Here is an 18,681-nt window from a genome sequence, read left to right as displayed (position 1 = left end):
CGTCAACCCCGTGGTTGGAGGGTCCTCCTCTCGAATGACCGACGACCGATGGTTCAGAGGAAGAGCTCGATGACGGGGACGAGGACGTTCGGCTTCTGGATAGGGAGTTTCAGTGTGAGTACGTCGGCCGAGACGCCACCCATCGTGGTGTTCTGAGCGGTCTGGTGCGGGTCGTTGACGATGCGCTTGATCTCGGACGCGTCGTTCAGCAACTGGGCGTACTTCACCTTGCCGGCCATGCCAGGCAGGTGGATGTGGCCCATCGGCCAGGAGAACAGGTGCAGGTAGAGCCGGTTGCCCTTCTGGGTGAAGCGGCAGTCCGGGGGAGCGGTGTACTCGGCCGGGCGGGCGCCGCGGACGGAGCGCTCGTGCAGCCGCATCCACTCGCCGATCGACGCCAGCGTGGCCAGCGCCCGCGGGTCGAACTCGCCCCGCCCGGTCGGGCCGACGTTCAGCAGCAGGTTGCCGTCCTTGGACACAGAGTCGACCAGCATCTTCACCAGCAGCTCCGGTGACTTCCAATCCAGGTTGTCGCGGTCGTAGCCCCAGCTGCCGTTTAGTGTCTGGCAGGCCTCCCACAGCACCGGCTGCCCGTCACGCTGCATCGGACCGTCCGGCTGGTACTGCTCCGGCGTCACGAAGTCGCCCGGGATGTCCAGCCGGTCGTTGATCAGGATGTCCGGCTGCAGCTCCCGGACCATCGCCATCAGTTCCTCGGACCGCCAGTCGTCGCGGCCCTTCCCGTGGCCGTCCCGGCCGTCGTCGTACGTGCGGCCCGGGTAGGAGAAGTCGAACCACATGATGTCGATCGGACCGTAGTTCGTCAGCAGCTCACGCGTCTGCGCGTGCAGGTAGTCGGCGTACACCTCGATGTCCCGGCCGGCCGCCTTCGCGATCGCCTCCTCGTCGTCGCGCTGCGGGTGCACGAGGTCGATCGGGAACTCCGGGTGGTGCCAGTCGATCAGCGAGTGGTAGAAGCCGACACCGAGCCCTTCGGCCCGGCACGCCTCGACGAACGGGCCGACCAGGTCCTTGCCCCACGCTGTCTTCGCGACTGTGTAGTCCGACACCTCGGAGTCCCACAGACAGAAGCCCTCATGGTGCTTGGTCGTGAGTACGGCGTACTTCATGCCGGCCTCGCGAGCCGCCTTGGCCCACTTGGCCGGGTCGTACAGGTCGGGCTCGAAGTGGTCGAAGTACGGTTGGTAGTCCTCGTCGGTCAGCCGCTCGCGGTTCTTCACCCACTCGTGCCGGGCCGGCAGCGAGTACAGGCCCCAGTGGACGAACAGGCCGAACCGCCAGTCACGGAACTTCTCGACAGAGTGCGCGGGAGGCGCGTCGGTCATCTCAGATCTCCTTAAGAGTTAACGGCCGCCCAGACCTGTGACGAGCAGGCCACGGACAAGGTGTTTCTGCAGCAGGATGACGAGCAGCACGGTCGGGATCATCGCCATGATCGACGCCGCCATCATCAGGTTCCACTGGGTGCCCTGCTGCCCGCTGAACTGCGCCAGGCCGAGCGGCACGGTGCCCTTGGTCTCGACGCTGTTGATGATGATCAGCGGCCACAGGAAGCTGCCCCAGAAGCTGATGAAGGTGAAGACGGTCAGGACGGCGATCGCCGGCCGGGCCAGCGGCAGCATGATCCGCAGGAAGGTGCGGAACGGCCCGCACCCGTCCACCCGGGCCGCTTCCTCCAGCTCGGCCGGGACGGTCAGGAAGAACTGCCGCAGCAGGAAGGTGCCGAACGCGGTGAACGCCCAGGGCAGGATCAGCGCCCAGTAGCTGTCCACCCAGCCGAGCGACTGCATCAGCCAGTACATCGGCACGATCAGCACTTCCTGCGGCACCATCAGGGTGCCCAGGAACAGCACGAACAGTTGCTCACGGCCCCTGAATTTCAGCCGGGCGAACGCGTACGCCGACATGCTCGAGGCGACCACCACGACCAGCGTCCCGGCGATCGCGACGAACAGGCTGTTCGCGAAGTAGCGGCCGAACGGCGCGAACGTGAACGCGTCGGCGTAGTTCTGCCAGCGGATCTCGGTGCCGAACAGGTGCGGGGTCGGCGTGAACACCTCGTCCGCGGGCTTCAGCGAGGTGGACACGGCGTACACCAACGGCGCGAGGAACGCGAGCGCGACGAGCACCAGCAGGATGTGGGACACACTGCTGCGGATGCGCCGGCCGGTGTCTGCGGTAGCGAGTTCAGACGTCATAGTTCACCCACTTGCGCTGCCCGACGAACTGGATCGCGGTGATGCCCATGATGATCACGAACAGCACCCAGCCGGCCGCCGACGCCAGGCCCATGGTCAGGAACTGCCAGCCCTGGTTGTAGACGTACATCACGATCGTCTGGGTGGACACGCCCGGACCGCCCTGGGTCAGGATGAACGGCTGCGCGAACACCTGGAACGAGGTGATCAGCGTCAGCGTGGTGGCGAAGAAGATCGACGGCGTGATCATCGGCCAGGTGACGTACCGGAACCGCTGCAGGACGCCGGCGCCGTCGATCTGCGCCGACTCCAGTTGCGACTGCGGCACCTGGTCGATGGCGGCGGAGAAGACCAGGAAGTTGTAGCCGAAGCCCTGCCAGACCGACATCGCCACGATCGCCGGCATCGCCCAGGTCGACGAGCCGAGGAAGTTCGGTGCGCTGATGCCGAACCAGCTCTGCAGCACGCTGTCGATCAGGCCGCCCGGCTGGAACAGCAGCCGCCAGACCATCGCGTTGGCCACCATCGGCGTCATCACCGGGATGAAGAACAGCACCCGGAACGCCTGCCGGCCCTTGATATGCGGGCCGATCCAGAGCGCGAGCCCGAGCGAGACGACCAGGTTCAGCGGCACGTACAGCACCACGAACAGCACCGTGTTCAGCACGACCCGCCGGAACACCGGGTCGTGCAGCAGGTGGGTGTAGTTGTCGATGCCGAGGAACGTGCGCTGGCCGAACACCGGCCAGTCGAACAGGCTGATCCCCAGCGCCATCGCGGTGGGGAACAGCGTGAACAGGGCCAGCCCGGCAAGGCTCGGAGCCAGGAAGACCCCGGCGTGCCGGGCGTCCCTTCGCAGCGCGGGCCGCCGCCCCGCCCGGGTAGTACCGGGCGGTGCCCCGGGCGGGGCGGCGGTGGTGGTCGTGGTCATGGGGCCTCCCGGCCTGGACTGAGGAGCGCAAGGAGCGAAGCGACTGGAGCGACGAGGGAAGGCCGGGAGCCAAGGCCCCATGACCCTGCCGGCGCCGGAGGCCCGGCCATGAGCGCAGTCGCCATCAGGACCCAGCGCCCGCCTGGTCCTGGATGGTCTTGAGCGCCTGGTCGGGCGGGATCTCGCCGTTCAGCGCCTGGGTGCCGAACCGGCCGAGCAGGTCGGCCACCTGGACCCAGTTCTTCGACGTGACCAGCGGGACCGAGTTCTCGGAGGCGTAGTCCAGCGTCTCCTTCGCGCCGTCGATCCCCGCGGCCGTGAACCAGGCCGGGTGCGCGGCGGTGCGGGCCGGGTACGCGCGGCCGGCCGAGGCCAGCGTGGTCAGCGGCTTCTCACTCGTCATCGACATGATGGCCTGGAAGGCGGCGTCCGGCGTCTTGCAGGACCGGGAGATGCCGAAGCCCGAGCCGGCGGTGTAGGTCTTGGAGCCGTCCGGACCGGCCGGGATGGGCGCGATGCCGAGCTGGAACTTGACCTTGCCCTTGGTGTCGATCAGCGACCACGGACCGTTCAGCTGCATCGCGGCCTTGCCGGACGTGAACTGCGTGGTCTCGAAGTCGGTGTTGCCGGACGGCACCTGCGGGGCGATCTTGTCCGTGCGGACGAAGTCGGTGTAGCTCTGGAAGCCCTGCTCGAACTTCGGGTCGGTGAGGGCGAGCTTGCCGTCGGCGAGCGGCTCGGCACCGGTGAAGGTCCGCACCCACGACGTCACACCCAGGTCGCCGGGTGCCGTCACCAGGCCGGTCCGCCCGGCGGCGGTGAGCTTCTTCGCCGCCGCGTTGAAGTCGTCCATCGTCCAGCCCGGCTTCGGGTCGGCGACGCCTGCGGCCTTGAACATGTCCTTGTTGTAGAAGATCACCATCGGGCCCGAGTCGTACGGGATCGCGATCTGCTTCCCGTCCACCTTGAGGCCGTCCATGATCGGCTTGTCGAAGTCCTCGGCCTTCAGGTTGTACTTCTTCATCAGGTCGTCCAGCGGCAGCATCGCACTCGCGTACGACGCGGTCCGCAGGCTCTGCATGCCGATGATGCACGGCGCCTTCCCACTCGCCAGCAGGGTGCCGATCTTGGACCAGTAGCTGTTCCAGTCCGTGCCCTGGAGCTTGACGGTGATGCCGGAGTGGTCGGTGTGGGCCTGGTCGGCGACCTTCTGCCAGGCGGCCTGGTCCTCGGTGCCTCCGATCCAGAACTGCCAGGTGAGGTCGGCCTGATCGGCCGAACCGGATCCGGCGCTGCTGCCGCCGTTGCCGCCCCCACAAGCGGCCACAGCCGTGAGAGCCAGCGCCGACAGGGCGGCGGTGGCCCAGCGGCGTGCCCGCGCTGGTGTTGCTTTCATCGCTGACCTCCAGGGGATGTGCTATTCATCCGATCTATATGACGAACTCTTGACATGAGTCAACAGTTCGTGTCCTTAATTCAGGGTCGAAACTCACGCTTGAGCCTGAAGAATCGCTCAGACATCCGATGTCTCTGCGACGAACATCGGATGTTTCCGGGAGAACGAGGGGGTGTGTGTGCGGGTCACCGACGAAGCGATCGACCGGATCAAGCAGATGATCGTGACCGGCGAACTGCAACCTGGCGACCGCTTGCCCCGCGAGCCGGACCTGGCCGCGCGCCTCGGTCTGTCCCGGAGCTCACTGCGGGAGGCGGTCAAGGCGCTCGCGCTGATCCGGGTCCTGGAGGTCCGCCAAGGCGACGGGACGTACGTGACCAGTCTCGACCCGTCGCTGCTGATGGAGACGATGGGCTTCGTCCTGGACCTGCATCAGGACGCGTCGGTGCTGGAGTTCTTCGAGGTACGTCGGATCCTCGAGCCGGCCGCGGCCGCCCGGGCCGCGCTGCGGATGGCGGACGAGGACATCGCCGCGCTGCGCAAACTGCTCGACGAGCTAGGCCCGGAGCCGTCCGTGGAGGACCTGCTCTCGAGCGATGTGGAGTTCCACCGGCTGGTCGCGGTCGGCAGCGGCAACCGGGCGCTCGCCTCGATCATCGACAGCCTGCGCCAGCCCACCTACCGGGCCCGGATCTGGCGCGGCCTGACCCAGGACGACGCCGTCGCCCGGACACTGGCCGAGCATCGGGCCATCCTCGACGCGATCGAGGGCCACGAGCCCGAGGTGGCCAGGTCCTGGGCGACGGTGCACATCGCCGGCGTGGAGCGCTGGATCCAGGAGGCGGTCAATCTCGACGAGGAGCGAGCTCCAAGAGGACTGCCGAGGGCATCGGCAAGGTCAGGTCGAGACCTGAGCCGGTCCACTCCAGTGGAGTACTGACCAGCTTGCTCCGCTCGGCCAGCTCGGCGAGTTGCTCATCGGTCGGCCAGTCGCCGAGATCCGTCGCGGCCGAGGCGATGTCGCCGGCACCGGCGGCCAGCGTGGTGGCGGTGGCCTGCCAGGACGGATCCACGCCGGGCAGCTGCACGTGGACCGTCCTGGACAGTTCTGGAGCACCCGCGGCCTTGGTCTGGTCGAGGGTGAGATTCCACAGCAGTACGGCGATCCGGTCGCGGTCCCGTGATGCCCAGGCCTCGACCAGGCTGCCGCCGCCGTCGCCGGTCACGGACACCGGCAGCTCGACCGGCCCCAGCCGGCTGAGCATCGTCATCGCGTGATAGCGCGGTTTCGCCAGTCCACCAACGGTTTGCAGCCCGAACCCGCCGTGCAGCAGACGCGGCGGACGACCCAGCTCCTCGAAGTGGTCCGACGCGACCCAGTACGCGAGCGCGTCGACGCGTCCGGCCGCCGACCGCATCCCGCGCAGCAGGAACACCCCGGAGAACACCGAGTCGTTGATCGGGTTGAAGTGCGTCGGCGTCACACCCCACTCGGTCCAGAGGATCCGCGCGTCACCGAACCCGTGCCGCTCCAGCGACGCCCGGACGTCGAGCGGCGGCGAACCGTAGGTGTGGGTCGACACGAAGTCCACCGCCGTCCCTTCGGCGGCGGCGTGAGCGAGCAGATCGTCCACCCAGCCCGCCGCGGCCGAGGACGGCCCACCGACCGCGAGCCGTTCGTCGACGGACTTCACGGCCGCCGCGGTCACGTCGTACAGGTGCAACCACTCGGCCTTCGTGCCGGACCAGAACACCTCGAGGTTGGCCTCGTTCCAGACCTCGAAGTCCCAGGTCAGCACCTCGTCGGGGCCGTACCGGTCGAGGAGGTGCTGGACCAGTGCGCGAACCAGGTCGTGCCATCGCTCGTACGACTTCGGTGGCGAGATGATCGCGCCGTACGCGAACACCGTCTTGGTTGGATCGCTCGCCAGGTCGCGCGGGATGAAGCCGAGCTCGACCACCGGCCGGAGCCCGGTCGCGAGCAGCTTGTCGTAGATCGCGTCCACGACCTCGAAGTCGTACGACGGTTCGCCGTCGACCTCGGTGTAGACCCGGGTGTCGTCGTGGAAGATCGCGTGCGCCCGGACCGTGCGTACGCCGATCTCGTCGTGCATCCGCCGGAGCGCCTGCTCGAGTTCGGCACCGATCTCGTGCCCGCCGGTGCGGTCGGTGCAGAGCAGCTGACTCAGCCGCTCACTGCCGACCATCGGGACCCACGGCTTCGCCAACTCGATGCCCTGGGCAACGGCATCGACGGTCACGTCGACCTGGGGACCCGTGTCAGCGGCAACCAGGGGGACGGCGCCGACGGTGTGGCTCGGCCGTCCGCTGATCGTCACCTCGGGCACGCTTGCGACGGCATAGCGGTACGGCGTGCCCGGGGTACAGGTCGTGTCGACGTACGGCGGCGCCGGGACGGAGAGGACGTCTCCACTGTGGTGATCGACCGGCTCGAGCTTCCCGTGCTCGCCGGCCGCTCGCAGGATCAGGTAGCCGGCCGCGCCGTCGACGGGTGACCAGTCGATCGTCACCTGGCCGACGCCACCGACCGCTGAGACCTCCTTCGGCGGATCGAGGTCCGGGAAGGAGAACGTGCGCTCCTCGTCACTGCGGAGCGCGATCCGCTCGTCCCAGTCGGTCTTGGCGTCCTGCTGCATGCATCAATCTCTCTCTGGTCGTTACGTCCGAAGAACCGAGGGCTATAGGGCACGAATCTTCGGACGCAACGGGGTGGACAGGGTCAGGCGAGGCCGGATTCGAACTGCTCCATCGCGATCAGCGGCCGGATCCGCTGCTCGACCTGGGGGCTGCTGAAGTTGCGCCGGACCAGGTCGTTGGCAAAGACGTTGCCGATGGCACCCATCACCATCGCCTGGTCGAGGGCGAGGTAGCGCTTGGCGATCAGGCCGGACTTCACCGCGACCGAGTCGTAGAAGCCACCGCGGCTGTAGGCGTGCAGATTCGTCTCGATCCGGCTCAGGTTGTCGATCGCCTGCCGGGGTGCGTACTGCATCGCGAGGAACGCCGCGTGCGGGGTGACCACGCCATCGCCGTACGTCGGGTTGGGATTGGTGCCTTCACGACACCCCTCGAAGCCGGCGTCGTAGTTCGTCGCCTCCAGGTCGGACGGGTAGCCGCCGGGGTCCATCCCGATCGCCTCGACACCGTAGACGGAGTACCCGCCCTTCGGGTTCGAGGCGGGGGAGAAGCCCCAGTAGCCGTACTTGGCGTCGTCCAGCCCGTGCTCGATGTGCGCACGGACGGTCAGCGGGTGGTTGATGCCCCAGCTGCGTGGCGCCCAGGTCGCCTCGGGGATGAACAGGTCGGGCATCAGGGACTCGAACATGTCACCGCCCCAGGACGGAACGAGCCGCATGCCACGGTAGGTGTAGGTGCCTTCGAAGACGTCGAGGCCGAGATACGTCCGGTGCACACCCTTGGGGCGCTGCTCCACCCACGACCAGTCGCAGCTGTCCGGGAAGGTCCGGTAGGTGGCGAAGTACTGCGTGTGTGGGACCTGGCCGAGCGCGAAGCCGATGTATCCGGCGATCCGGGCCTCGGTGTTGCAGGTGTCGTAGTGGAACTTGCGGTAGTACACGTCCGGACCGGTGCCGGCGTGGTTGCCCTTGTCGGTCTCCTCGTCCGGCGGTGGGGTCTCGAAGAAGCCGCCGCGCATCAGTCCGCCGGGCCGGGCCGCGGGGTTGTAGTAGTAGGCGAAGTTCATCTTGTTCAGCAGGGAGTCCGCGAGGGCTCGGGCGCCCGGCTCGGCGTTGCGGACCACCATCAGGGCGCAGGCGAGCCAGCCGTTGTCGACACTCGACACGAACGGCGTGATCGGCCTCGTCCCGTCCGGGTCGACGTACCGGACCTCGCCGGTCGCCTCGTCGTACCAGTTGAAGTACATGCCACTCGGCTCATGGTGGTCGACCCGCGACATCGTGGTGAGCGTCTGCCTGATCCGGCGCAGGGACTCGCCAGGGGAGATGATGCCGAACTCACGGGCGACGATGGTGCTCCACAGGTAGCCGCCGATGTTGGTGGGAGACGTGTAGTTGCTGCGGATCGGGCTCGTCACGGACTCGCCGATGTTGTCGGCGGGCAGGCCGGTCGTCTCGTCGGTCATCGCGACCAGGCTGCGCCAGGTGTCCCGCGCCCAGCGTCCGACCAGGGCACGGTCGGACGTGGTCGGCTTCCAGCCGCCCTTGAGAAGCTGGGCGGGGCTCGCGGCGTACGACGTACTGGTCGAGGAGGCCGTGGCGCCGATGAGAGCGGCGGAACCGGCGGCGGTGAGCAGGGTGCGGCGACTGATGGTGGCGGTCATCTTGTCTCCAGACGGTCTATTTGAGGCCAGTAATGGCAATGCCCTTGGTGACGTGGCGCTGGAAGACCAGGAACATCACCAGCACCGGCAGGACGACCACGACCGCGCCGGCCATCAGCAGGCCGAAGTTCTGCGCGTTCTGTCCGGTCGAGTACAGCGCCAGGGCGACGGGAAGGGTGTACTTGTCCTCGGTCTGGGCGATCACGAGCGGCCAGAGGAAGTTGTTCCAGGAACCGAGGAAGGTGAGGATGCCGAGCGTGGCGAGCGCGGGCCGGGTCAGCGGCAGCATGATCCGGGCGAAGATGCCCAGCTCGCTGGTGCCGTCCACCCGGCCGGCGTCCATCAGGTCGTCCGGCAGCCCGAGGAAGAACTGCCGCATCAGGAACACGCCGAACGGCGAGACCAGGAACGGCAGGATCAGGCCCGGGTAGGTGTTCGCCAGCCCGGCGTTGGTGACGAGCACGAACAGCGGCACGAACGTGACCATGCCCGGGATCATCAGCGTGGCCAGTACCAGCACGAAGAGCGCGTTGCGGCCCTTGAACCGCAGCTTGGCCAGCGCGTAGCCGATCATCGAGCAGAAGGTCAGGTTCCCGGCCGTGACGACCAGCGCGACGATCGCTGAGTTGAGGAAGTAGCGCGGGAAGTTCGCCTTGCTGAACAGGGCGTCGTAGTTCTCGGTGGTGGCGTTCTCCGGCCACCAGGTCGGCGGGACGCGGAGCAGTTCGCCCTGCGTCTTGAAGCTGCCCAGCACCATCCAGAGGAACGGCGCCGCGACGGCGACCAGACCGAGCACCCCGATCAGGTAGATCCACCAGGTGCGGCGCATCACTTCTCCCTCAGCAGCCGGAACTGGATGAACGTGATCACCGCGATGACGACGAACAGGATGTACGCCATCGACGTGGCCAGGCCGTAGTTGCCGAAGCCGAACTGCTGGTAGGTGTACATCGACACCGAGATCGTGCTGTTCAGCGGCCCGCCCTGGGTCATCACGAACGGCTCCTCGAAGAACTGCAGGTAGCCGATGCCGGTGACCACGCTGGTGAAGAGGATCGTTGGCCGCAGCAACGGCAGGATCAGGTACCGGAACCGTTGCCAGGGGCCCGCACCGTCGATGTGGCCGGCCTCCTCGACGGACTGCGGGATGCCTTGCAGCCCGGCCAGGAGGATGATCATCGCCGCGCCGAAGTTCCGCCAGACCGCCATCGCGATCAGCGAGGGCATCGCCCAGGTCTTCGAGGCCAGCCAGTTCGGCCCGTCGATGCCGACCCAGCCGAGCGCGGTGTTCAGCAACCCGGAGTCCGGCGCCAGCACGAACCGCCAGATCACCGCGATCGCGACGATCGACGTCACCACCGGCAGGTAGTACCCGACCTTGAACAGGGCCTGGAACCGCTTCACGCCCCGGTCCAGCAACACCGCGGCCGCCAGCGCGACGACCAGTGTCAGCGGTACGCCGAGGATCACGAAGTACGCCGTGTTGAACGCGGCCTTCCGGAAGGTCTCGTCCGACAACGCCTTCACGTAGTTGTCGAGCCCGACCCCGTTGACGGCGAACGGCGTCCGCAGATCCCGCTGCCGCATGTCGGTGAAGCTCATCCCCAACGACCCGAGCACCGGCCCGGCCGTGAACCCGAGGAAGAGCACGACGAACGGCAACACCAGAATCCACGCGGCCGCGGTCTCGCGGGTGATCCTTCGCCGCGGGCGCCCGGGCGACGGCGTACGCCGTTCCGCCCGGGGCCGCGACTCAGTCAGAGTAGACATCGGCTCAGCTACCGCCGGTGCCGATCGCCGTCGCCTTGGTCTGGATGGCCTTGGCCGTGTCGGCGGGGGACTGGCCGGCCTTCGCCATCTTCTCGACCTCGGCGTCGAACGCGGTCGCGACCTGCTCCCAGTTCACGATCGCCGGCGGCGCCTTGGCGTCCTCGAGCTGCTTGCCGAACACCGGCAGCAGCGGGTCGGCCGCGATGCTCGGGTCCTGCCACGCGCTCTTCACCGCCGGCAGGTCGGACGACAGCTTGAACCAGGAGGCCTGCGTCTTCTGGTCGGACAGGAACTTGACCAGCTTCCAGGCGCTGTCCTTGTTCTTCGACGACTTGAACACGACGAAGTCGGAGCCGCCGACGAACGACGTCGAGGTCTTGTTCTTCGGGATCTGGAACACGCCGATGTTCGGCTTGATCGCCTCACCGCCGGCCTTCGCCACCGACCCGGCCATCCACGGGCCGGAGATGAACATCGGCACCTGCCCGTTGACGAACTGCGCCTCGGTCTGGTTCGGCGGCAGGTCGGTGCCGGCCAGCTTGTCGGTGAAGAAGCTCTGGTAGTACTTCAGCCCCTCCTGCATCTCCGGGGTGTCGAAGGTGAACTCCTTCTGGTCGTCACCGGTGATGTTCGCGCCGGCCGACCAGGCGAACGGCATCACGGTCTGCCAGGAGCCCGCGCCGCCCGGCTGCAGGTTGATCCCGTACTTGGCGCCGGCCTTCTCCTGCATCGCCTTGGCCATCGCCTTCAGCCCGTCCCAGTCGGTCGGCGGCGTGCTGAACCCGGCCTTCGCGGCCAGGTCCTTGCGGTAGAACACCAACCGCGTCTCGACGTACCAGGGAACGCCGTACTGGGTGCCGCCGACCTTGGTGGTGTCGAGCGCGCCCGGGTAGAAGCCGGAGTTGTCGAAGCCCTGCGGGGTCGGGTCGAGTGCGCCGAGGTCGGCGAACTCGCCCATCCAGGTGGTGCCGACCATCGCTGCGTCCGGCAGCGACTGCGCCGTGATCGCGGTGGTGAACTTGTTGTGCGCGGCGTCCCACGGGATCGGGGTGACGGTCACCTTCACGCCCGGGTTGGCCTGCTGGAACTGCTCCATCAGCTTGGGCAGGTTCTCGCCCTCGGTGCCCATCGCCCAGACGGTCAGGTTGCCGGTGGCGGGTCCTTCGCTGACCGTGGTCGTCGCCTGGGCCCCGCCGCTCGGCGTGTCCGCCGATCGGCCACAACCGGCCAGCGCGAGCGCTGTGGCGGTGAGCGCAGCACTGCCGATCACCAGTCGGCGGCGGATGCTGTGGGTGAACATGTGTTGTCTCCTCACTCGGTTACTTCCGCATCCCCCGGTTTCGTGCCGCAGCTGTCCCGCAGCACGAGTTGTGTCGCCAGTACGTCGTTCCGCGCCCGCGACCGATCTCCGGACACGCGCTCGTGCAACCGCTGCGCCGCCATCCGGCCCAACTCGGCCATCGGCTGCCGCACAGTGGTCAGCCCCGGCGACACGTACCGCGCCGCCATCACGTCGTCCCACCCCGTCACCACGATGTCCCCCGGTACGCCGACCCCCGCCGCGCGCAACGTGGCCAGCGCGGCCAACGCGAGCTCGTCGTTCGCGCACACCAGCCCGTCGGGCCGGTTCTTGGTTGCCTTGAGCATCTGTTGGGCGACCTCGACACCGGCGTCCTCGGTCAACGGCACCCGCTCGGGCTTCGGCACCTCGAGGCCGCGTCGCTCGAGCGCCTTGCCGAAACCGGCGTACCGCTCGGAGACGTCGTACGAACTGGCGGGGTCGCCGACGAAGAGCAGGTTGGTCCGGCCGTGGTCGAGCAGCCGCGTGGTGAGTTGCTCGGCACTCGCGGAGCTCTCGCTGCGGACCGAGTCGCACCCGGTGATCGGCGGATGCGCGATCAGCACCAGCGGTACTCCGGCCTTGCGCAGCCCCTGGATCGTGGCCAGGTCGAGAGCGTTGCCATGGACAACGATTCCGTCGACCCGCCCGGCCAGGTCGCGGACGCTGCGGCGGGGATCGGGGTTGCCGTGCGTGACCGTGATGACGACACTCTGGCCGTGCTCGCCGGCCCAGCGTTCGTACCCCATCAACAGATCGCCGTAGAACGGGCCGGCCAGGTCGGGCAGTACGAGCCCATGCGCCTCATGCCGCTGTACCGCCAGGCTGCGGGCGGCGCGCAGCGGTACGTAGTTGAGCTCCTGGGCCGCCTGGTCGACCCGGGCCCTGGCCTTCTCCGAAACCGGTCCAGTCCCTTGCAGGACACGCGAAACCGTCGCGATCGACAGCTTCGCCCGGGCCGCGACATCGTAGATCGTCGCCGGCCGGCCGGTGGTTCCGGATGCCACGTGTCGCTCCTGGAGGTCAGAGTGGAAGCGCTTACAGTTTCCGACCCTGCCCTGTCCGAGGTGCATCGGTCAAGACCTCGGAGCCGATCTGCGACGATGAAGCGGTGACCACACACGAACGCGAGGACCAGCTCTTTCTCGTCCGGCACGGCGAGACCGAGTGGAGCAGGTCGGGCCGGCACACGTCCGTCACCGACCTGCCGCTGACCCCGGAAGGGGAGCGCGTCGCGACGGGTTTGAAGCAGCGGCTGGCGGGGGAGAAGTTCGACCTGGTGCTGACGTCACCCCGGCAACGGGCCCGGCGTACGGCGGAACTCGCCGGCTACCCGGACGCGGAGGTCGACGACGACCTGGTCGAGTGGGACTACGGGGACTACGAGGGCATCACCACCGCGGACATCCGCAAGACCGTGCCCGGCTGGACGGTCTGGGCCGACCCAGTACCCAACGGCGAAACCCCCACCGAGGTCGCCGCCCGCATCGACCGCGTCAACGCCCGCATCGCCGCCGTACCCGGCGACGTCCTCGTCTTCGGCCACTCGCACGCCCTCCGCGCCCTGACCGCCCGCTGGCTGGAACTGGACGTCACCGAGGGCCGCCACTTCGTCCTCAACACCGCCACCATCTCAGTCCTCGGCTGGGAACGAGGCTCCCCCGCCATCCACCACTGGAACGCCTAGCCGCTTTCCGGAACAAAGTTTGCACAGGGTGGCAGTGATGTTCCGGAAACCATCAGCGCACCGGGCAGGACGGGCCGCAGGGCTTGGCCTTTAGGTCGGGCTGGGTGCGGCGGAGGACCCGAAGCACCTGTAGGGCGGCCTCGCACGGTCGGCCGGTGATGTCGATCCATCCGTAGCGCAGGGTCGCCTCGGCGCGCAGAGTCGCGCGGTTGTCCCGGTCGAGGTCGCGCCACCGCCGGTTCGGGACGAGGTGGAAGCGGCCGTCGAGCTCGACCACGAGCTCGAAGCCGGCATAGAAGACGTCGGTGAACTCGCCTTCCACCGCCCGTTGCCGAACGCCGGTCGGCAGTCCGTGCCGACGCTCCACGTCCCGCAGGTAACGGAGCTCGAGCAACGAGTGTGACCCGGCCGCGACATCGGTGAGGATCGGCCGTAGCAGCCGCCGATGGCGCAGCCGCGGACGGTCGGCCAGCGCAGTCGCGATGTCGACGGGACGGACCCGGCCGCTCTGACATGCCTCGGCGATCACGGCGGCTGCCTGGTCCACCGAGCGGCTGAGTCCGACGATGTCCAGTACGGCGTCCGCGGGTGTCCGGCGCGGTGGTACGACCGGGGCGAGACGGTCGGCCCAGCGCTGGTCGCGGTGGATGACGACGTTGGGCCGCGGGCGAACCCGCCGGCGCTCCGGAATCGTCACGTACACGGGACGGTTGCTGTCCGGTTGAGCAGGCCAAGCTGCTCCGCGGCGGTGTAGTGGCTCCAGGCTGCTTCGGGACCGGCATAGAGCAATGCCGCCAGCAGGTGCTCGTCGTACCCGATGGGTCCGGTGTGCGTCGCGTACACGCCTGGGTGAACAGTTTGCCAGCGCCTACTCCGCATCGGCTGCCTGATCTGGGACTCGGTCCAGCCCGCGGCGAACAGTTGGGAGCGTGACACGATCCGCCCTTGGTCGTGGATCAGCCCCTGGAGCCCGTCGTTGGCAAGCTGCGGCTTCCACCACCAGTCCATCCCCCAAGCCTGACCGAATCCCCCGATCCCCGCCGACCCCCTGTGGACAACCGCGAAGGCGCAGGTTTCCGGAACATAGCTGGCGTCAGGTGACCGTTTGTTTCCGGAAAGACGAGCCCGAGGTGAGGAGGGTGGCTAGGAGATCCGCGCGGGCTTGGCGGTGGCTGGGGCGGAGGCGCGCTCCCTGGTTGAGAGTTGCCTGGCCGTGGAGGGCGCTCCAGAAGACCTCGGTCAACGTCTCCGCGTCCCCGCCGGCGAACGGCGTCACGCCGGCCTGGATCTCGCCGAACGCGGCCTTGAGGGCCGCCGGGCTCTCGGCACCCCCGAACGCCAGATCCGTACGCCGCACAAACATCGCCTCATACACAGCCGGATGCTCCTCCGCATAGCCCAGATAGGCCTCCGCCACCGCCCGCAACCCAGCAGCGTCTGCCGCCACTGCGCCATCCCGATCCGAGCCGCTCCGGCCCGCGGCCGGCCCGCTCGCCCCGCCGCCGCTCTCCCCACTCAGCCGCGCCGCGCGGAGGGCGGCTGCCAGCTCCACGAAGCCTTCGAGGGCTACGGCGGCGGCGATGGCGTCCATGTTTTTGAAGTGGCCGTAGAGGACGGGCTGGCTGTAGTCGACGGCTTCGGCGAGGCGGCGGGTGGTGACGGATTCCCAGCCTTCGGTCTCGGCGAGGTCGCGGGCGGTGCGGACGATCAGGTCGCGGCGTTCCTCGCGGGCGCGCTCCCGGCGTGGCTGAGTCGGCATAGACCGGATATTAGCACCGCTAGACAAACTAGCAACGGCAATGTCAGCACTGCTAGAACACTGGAGACCTGAGATGCGCCGCTTCACCACTGTCCTGACCATCCTGCTCGGCCTGTTCCCGCTCTCGTTCGGACTGCGCTTCCTGCTCGACCCGCACGGCGCCGCCGCCGGGTTCGGCATCGACCCGTGGCCGACCGGCGCAGCGGCCGGTTACTTCGCGGTGAAGGGAATCCGCGACATCGTCATCGGACTCAACCTGCTGGCGCTGTTCGCGCTCGGCCAGCGCCGCGCGACCGGCGTACTGATGGCGATCGCCGCGATGATCCCGATCGCCGACATGGTCATCGTGCTCACCCACGGCGGCTCCGTCGCGACCGCGCTCGGCATCCACGGACTGACCGCCGTGATCGTCCTTTTCGACGCCTGGCTGCTCCTCCGCGAGCGCCGTACGGCGGACCTCGCTCAGCCGGTGGGCGTCCACTCGTAGAGCTCGATCGTGCAGTACTCGCGGAACCCGAGCCCGGCGTACACCGACCGACCGGCGGGCGACGACCCCAGTACGCCGTACTCCGCGACCGCCTCGGCCTCACGGAGTGCGGCGTACGTGATCGCGGCCCCGATCCCGCGCCGCCGCGCCTCCGGGACCGTCATCACGAAGTAGACCCCGGCCACGCCGGCAGAAAGAAACACCGTCGTCGTCGCGACCGGCGTACCGTCGAGCAGGCCCAGGTAGTGCCGCCACGGATCGCGGTACCCGAGCTTCCGGTAGACCGACGCGACCCACCGCGCTTCCTTCTCGCCCTCGCCGAACCCGCGCCCGAGCGTCGCCTCCCAGATCGCCAGAGCGTCATCGTGGTCGACGCGGGTGATCTCCAGCCCGGGTACGGCGCTCGGCGCGACCAGCTCGGAGATCCGGACAGCCATCCCCGGCTCACTCCCACCCGCTGCGAACCCGGCCGCGATCAGTCGGTCACCAAGGTCGTCTCGCATCGACGGGCCGACGTGCCAGCTTCCCGGGACGTTGTGTTTCTTCAACAGCACAAGGGATTCCGCCACGGCATCATCGCTGGACGCGGCGACTACAGCGTTGTGATAGTCGATCGGCGAACCACCGATCGTCCAGCGCGCCCCGGCGTCGTCCCGCTGCTCGCCACCACCCGCCGCGCCCATCGCCATCAGCAACTCGGCGGCGTTGTCCTCGATCGCGCGAACCAGCTCAGCGTCCTCCACCGCCTCAGTCTGGCTGATCAGCCGGGCAGGGCGCTCCACTGTTCCAACGTCGACACCAGCAATGTGGTGGTGGCCAGCGACAGGAACTCCGAGCGCGTGACGAACTTCGCGTCGCTTGCGTCGTCACCCGGAGTGAGGGTGCCACCGATCGCGGTCGCCTCGTAGTCACGGATCACGTAGAGCTTGCCCTCCGGAGCCTCGCGTTCGACCTCGCCGACCAGTTCCCCGACCTCGACGACGAGCCCGGTCTCCTCCGCGACTTCCCGGGCCACCGCCGCCGGATCGTCCTCACCGGGCTCCACCCGGCCGCCTGGGAGCGACCACAGTCCCCGTCCGGGCTCGTTCGCCCTGCGGACCACGAGCAGCCGGTGCTGCTCGTCGTACACGAGAGCTCCGACACAGTCGACCCGCCGCGCATCCATGCCACCGCAGAATAGGCACCCTGGGGATAACTGCAAGGTGTCGGGGGTGAACGCGGATAGCATCTGCGGTGACAGAAGGCCTTCGAAGGGATCCGGACCGCTCGTGCGCATCGATCTGCACACTCACTCGAACCGCTCGGACGGCACCGACCCGGTGGCCGTCCTCCTCGCGCACGCGCAGGAGAGCGGTCTCGACGTGATCGCGCTCACGGATCACGACACCGCCGACGGGTGGACCGAGGGCCGGATCGCGGCGGAAGAGCTAGGGATCGGGTTCGTCCCCGGCATCGAGATCTCCTGCAAGCTCAACGGCGTCAGCGTCCACCTGCTCAGCTACCTGCTCGACCCCTCCTACCCGGCGCTCGCCGAGGAGCTGCGGATCGTGCGCGAGGGCCGCACCGACCGGATCCCGTCGATCGTCGCCCGGCTGAACAGCGTCGGCGTCCCGCTGACCGTCGACGAGGTGCTCGCCCAGGCGACCGGTACGCCGTCGGTCGGTCGGCCGCACGTGGCCGACGCGCTGGTCGCCAACGGCACCGTCGCGAACCGCAGCGAGGCCTTCGACCGATTCCTCGCGGACGGCCGCGCCGGGCATGTGCCGCACTACGCGATCGAGCCGGGCCGGGCCATCGACCTGGTCCGCGCGGCCGGCGGCGTACCGATCATCGCCCACCCGTGGGGACGCTCCAGCTACAAGGTGATGAATCAGGACACCATCGCCCGCCTGGTGCAGGACCACGGCCTGGCCGGTATCGAGATCGACCACCAGGACCATTCCGGACCATCCCGTACGGCGCTGCACGCGATCGCCGACGACCTCGGCATCATCGCCACCGGCTCCAGCGACCACCACGGCGCCGGCAAGATCGACCACGACCTCGGCGTGAACACCACCGACCCGGAGCAGTTCGAGCGACTGCTCGAGGTCGCCAAGGAGAACGCGACCGCCGCCCCCGACGCACAGGTCCCCGAGGCCTACCTGCCGTGAACAGTGTCATCAACATCGGGCTGTTCACCGAGGTCCTGGTGACGCTCTTCGTGATCATGGACCCACCGGGCACCGTGCCGGTGTTCATCTCACTCACCGCGGGCCAGTCCCGCGCGGTCCGGAAGAAGGCCGCGTGGCAGGCGGTGCTGGTCGCGTTCGGGGTGATCGTCGTGTTCGCGGCGTTCGGTCAGCAGATCCTGAACCACCTCGGCATCACGCTGCCGGCGCTGCAGTGCGCGGGCGGCCTGCTGCTTCTGCTGATCGCGCTGCAGTTGCTGACCGACACCGCCGAGGACCCGGTCCAGACCAAGGACGTGAACATCGCCTTCGTCCCGCTCGGTACGCCGTTGCTCGCCGGACCGGGCGCGATCGTCGCCACGATGGTGTTCGTCCAGCGCGCCAACGGCTCGCTGCCGGATGTGGTCGCGATCTCGCTCGGCATCATCGCGATCCACCTGGTGATGTGGCTGACGCTGCGGTTCTCCGGGGTGATCATGCGGATCCTGGGGGAGAACGGCGTACTCCTGGTCACCCGGATCGCCGGCCTGCTGCTGAGCGCGATCGCGGTCCAGTTGATCGCCAACGCGGTCAGAGAGTTCATCAAGGCGGGCTGACGTGG

General features: G+C 68.2%; 20 protein-coding genes. 5 read left to right on the top strand and 15 right to left on the bottom strand.

What is annotated here, in order from left to right; genetic code table 11:
* Positions 1 to 53 precede the first annotated feature (53 nt).
* The 4 genes from OG555_RS03500 to OG555_RS03485 form a co-directional block, all read right to left on the bottom strand.
* Complete coding sequence (locus OG555_RS03500; protein ID WP_329481108.1) at positions 54 to 1,346, bottom strand: alpha-L-fucosidase; 1,293 nt, start codon at positions 1,344 to 1,346, stop codon at positions 54 to 56.
* A gap of 18 nt (positions 1,347 to 1,364) precedes the next feature.
* Positions 1,365 to 2,219, bottom strand: a complete 855-nt coding sequence (locus OG555_RS03495) for a carbohydrate ABC transporter permease (RefSeq protein WP_329481106.1) — start codon at positions 2,217 to 2,219, stop codon at positions 1,365 to 1,367.
* Complete coding sequence (locus OG555_RS03490; RefSeq protein ID WP_329481104.1) at positions 2,209 to 3,150, bottom strand: carbohydrate ABC transporter permease; 942 nt, start codon at positions 3,148 to 3,150, stop codon at positions 2,209 to 2,211. The genes OG555_RS03495 and OG555_RS03490 overlap by 11 nt, the downstream gene beginning before the upstream one ends.
* 124 nt (positions 3,151 to 3,274) lie before the next feature.
* A complete protein-coding gene (locus OG555_RS03485; protein ID WP_329481102.1) occupies positions 3,275 to 4,546 on the bottom strand; it encodes an ABC transporter substrate-binding protein in 1,272 nt (423 codons plus the stop codon).
* A 178-nt stretch (positions 4,547 to 4,724) separates the two neighbouring features.
* Between OG555_RS03485 and OG555_RS03480 the strand changes: the two genes are divergently transcribed.
* Complete coding sequence (locus OG555_RS03480) at positions 4,725 to 5,486, top strand: FadR/GntR family transcriptional regulator (RefSeq protein ID WP_329481100.1); 762 nt, start codon at positions 4,725 to 4,727, stop codon at positions 5,484 to 5,486.
* On the opposite strand, the gene OG555_RS03475 is transcribed toward OG555_RS03480, so the two are convergent.
* The 6 genes from OG555_RS03475 to OG555_RS03450 form a co-directional block, all read right to left on the bottom strand.
* Complete coding sequence (locus OG555_RS03475; protein WP_329481098.1) at positions 5,392 to 7,203, bottom strand: GH39 family glycosyl hydrolase; 1,812 nt, start codon at positions 7,201 to 7,203, stop codon at positions 5,392 to 5,394. The two genes, OG555_RS03480 and OG555_RS03475, sit on opposite strands and share 95 nt — an antisense overlap.
* Before the next feature lie 83 nt (positions 7,204 to 7,286).
* Positions 7,287 to 8,867 carry a glucoamylase family protein gene (locus OG555_RS03470; protein WP_329481096.1) on the bottom strand — a complete coding sequence of 527 codons (1,581 nt, stop codon included), beginning with the start codon at positions 8,865 to 8,867 and terminating at the stop codon, positions 7,287 to 7,289.
* A gap of 16 nt (positions 8,868 to 8,883) precedes the next feature.
* A complete protein-coding gene (locus OG555_RS03465; protein ID WP_329481094.1) occupies positions 8,884 to 9,696 on the bottom strand; it encodes a carbohydrate ABC transporter permease in 813 nt (270 codons plus the stop codon).
* On the bottom strand, positions 9,696 to 10,637 hold the full coding sequence (locus OG555_RS03460) for a carbohydrate ABC transporter permease (protein WP_329481092.1): 942 nt from the start codon (positions 10,635 to 10,637) through the stop codon (positions 9,696 to 9,698). Before OG555_RS03460 ends, OG555_RS03465 begins: the two co-directional genes overlap by 1 nt.
* 4 nt (positions 10,638 to 10,641) lie before the next feature.
* On the bottom strand, positions 10,642 to 11,937 hold the full coding sequence (locus OG555_RS03455) for a sugar ABC transporter substrate-binding protein (RefSeq protein ID WP_329481090.1): 1,296 nt from the start codon (positions 11,935 to 11,937) through the stop codon (positions 10,642 to 10,644).
* An 11-nt stretch (positions 11,938 to 11,948) separates the two neighbouring features.
* Positions 11,949 to 12,983 (bottom strand): LacI family DNA-binding transcriptional regulator, encoded by a 1,035-nt coding sequence (locus tag OG555_RS03450; RefSeq protein ID WP_329481088.1) that lies wholly within the window; start codon positions 12,981 to 12,983, stop codon positions 11,949 to 11,951.
* A gap of 104 nt (positions 12,984 to 13,087) precedes the next feature.
* On the opposite strand from OG555_RS03450, the gene OG555_RS03445 reads away from it, so the two are divergent.
* Positions 13,088 to 13,663: a histidine phosphatase family protein gene (locus OG555_RS03445; RefSeq protein WP_329481087.1), complete on the top strand. Its 576-nt coding sequence runs from the start codon at positions 13,088 to 13,090 to the stop codon at positions 13,661 to 13,663.
* 52 nt (positions 13,664 to 13,715) lie between these two features.
* Here the strand turns inward: OG555_RS03445 and OG555_RS03440 are convergent, their stop codons facing one another.
* The 3 genes from OG555_RS03440 to OG555_RS03430 form a co-directional block, all read right to left on the bottom strand.
* Positions 13,716 to 14,366, bottom strand: a complete 651-nt coding sequence (locus OG555_RS03440; RefSeq protein ID WP_329481085.1) for a hypothetical protein — start codon at positions 14,364 to 14,366, stop codon at positions 13,716 to 13,718.
* On the bottom strand, positions 14,357 to 14,671 hold the full coding sequence (locus tag OG555_RS03435) for a type IV toxin-antitoxin system AbiEi family antitoxin domain-containing protein (RefSeq protein WP_329481083.1): 315 nt from the start codon (positions 14,669 to 14,671) through the stop codon (positions 14,357 to 14,359). Before OG555_RS03435 ends, OG555_RS03440 begins: the two co-directional genes overlap by 10 nt.
* A gap of 85 nt (positions 14,672 to 14,756) precedes the next feature.
* On the bottom strand, positions 14,757 to 15,422 hold the full coding sequence (locus OG555_RS03430) for a TetR/AcrR family transcriptional regulator (RefSeq protein WP_329481081.1): 666 nt from the start codon (positions 15,420 to 15,422) through the stop codon (positions 14,757 to 14,759).
* Positions 15,423 to 15,495: 73 nt separating this feature from the next.
* On the opposite strand from OG555_RS03430, the gene OG555_RS03425 reads away from it, so the two are divergent.
* The gene (locus OG555_RS03425) at positions 15,496 to 15,909 is read left to right on the top strand and encodes a DUF4267 domain-containing protein (protein ID WP_329481079.1); all 414 of its coding nucleotides are present in this window, start codon (positions 15,496 to 15,498) and stop codon (positions 15,907 to 15,909) included.
* On the opposite strand, the gene OG555_RS03420 is transcribed toward OG555_RS03425, so the two are convergent.
* Both OG555_RS03420 and OG555_RS03415 read right to left on the bottom strand, forming a co-directional pair.
* Positions 15,885 to 16,652, bottom strand: coding sequence for a GNAT family N-acetyltransferase (locus tag OG555_RS03420; protein WP_329481077.1), 768 nt, complete (start codon positions 16,650 to 16,652; stop codon positions 15,885 to 15,887). The two genes, OG555_RS03425 and OG555_RS03420, sit on opposite strands and share 25 nt — an antisense overlap.
* A 17-nt stretch (positions 16,653 to 16,669) precedes the next feature.
* Entirely contained in the window at positions 16,670 to 17,074 is a 405-nt protein-coding gene (locus OG555_RS03415) for an NUDIX hydrolase (RefSeq protein ID WP_329481075.1), read from the bottom strand.
* A gap of 103 nt (positions 17,075 to 17,177) precedes the next feature.
* Between OG555_RS03415 and OG555_RS03410 the strand changes: the two genes are divergently transcribed.
* The gene (locus tag OG555_RS03410) at positions 17,178 to 18,062 is read left to right on the top strand and encodes a PHP domain-containing protein (RefSeq protein ID WP_329481073.1); all 885 of its coding nucleotides are present in this window, start codon (positions 17,178 to 17,180) and stop codon (positions 18,060 to 18,062) included.
* A complete protein-coding gene (locus OG555_RS03405; RefSeq protein WP_329481071.1) occupies positions 18,059 to 18,676 on the top strand; it encodes a MarC family protein in 618 nt (205 codons plus the stop codon). Before OG555_RS03410 ends, OG555_RS03405 begins: the two co-directional genes overlap by 4 nt.
* The last annotated feature ends 5 nt before the right edge of the window (positions 18,677 to 18,681 follow it).

This window comes from Kribbella sp. NBC_01484, assembly GCF_036227145.1.
Taxonomy (GTDB): domain Bacteria; phylum Actinomycetota; class Actinomycetes; order Propionibacteriales; family Kribbellaceae; genus Kribbella.
Note: the sequence above shows the minus strand (reverse complement) of the source record. Positions and strands in the feature narration are given on the sequence as shown.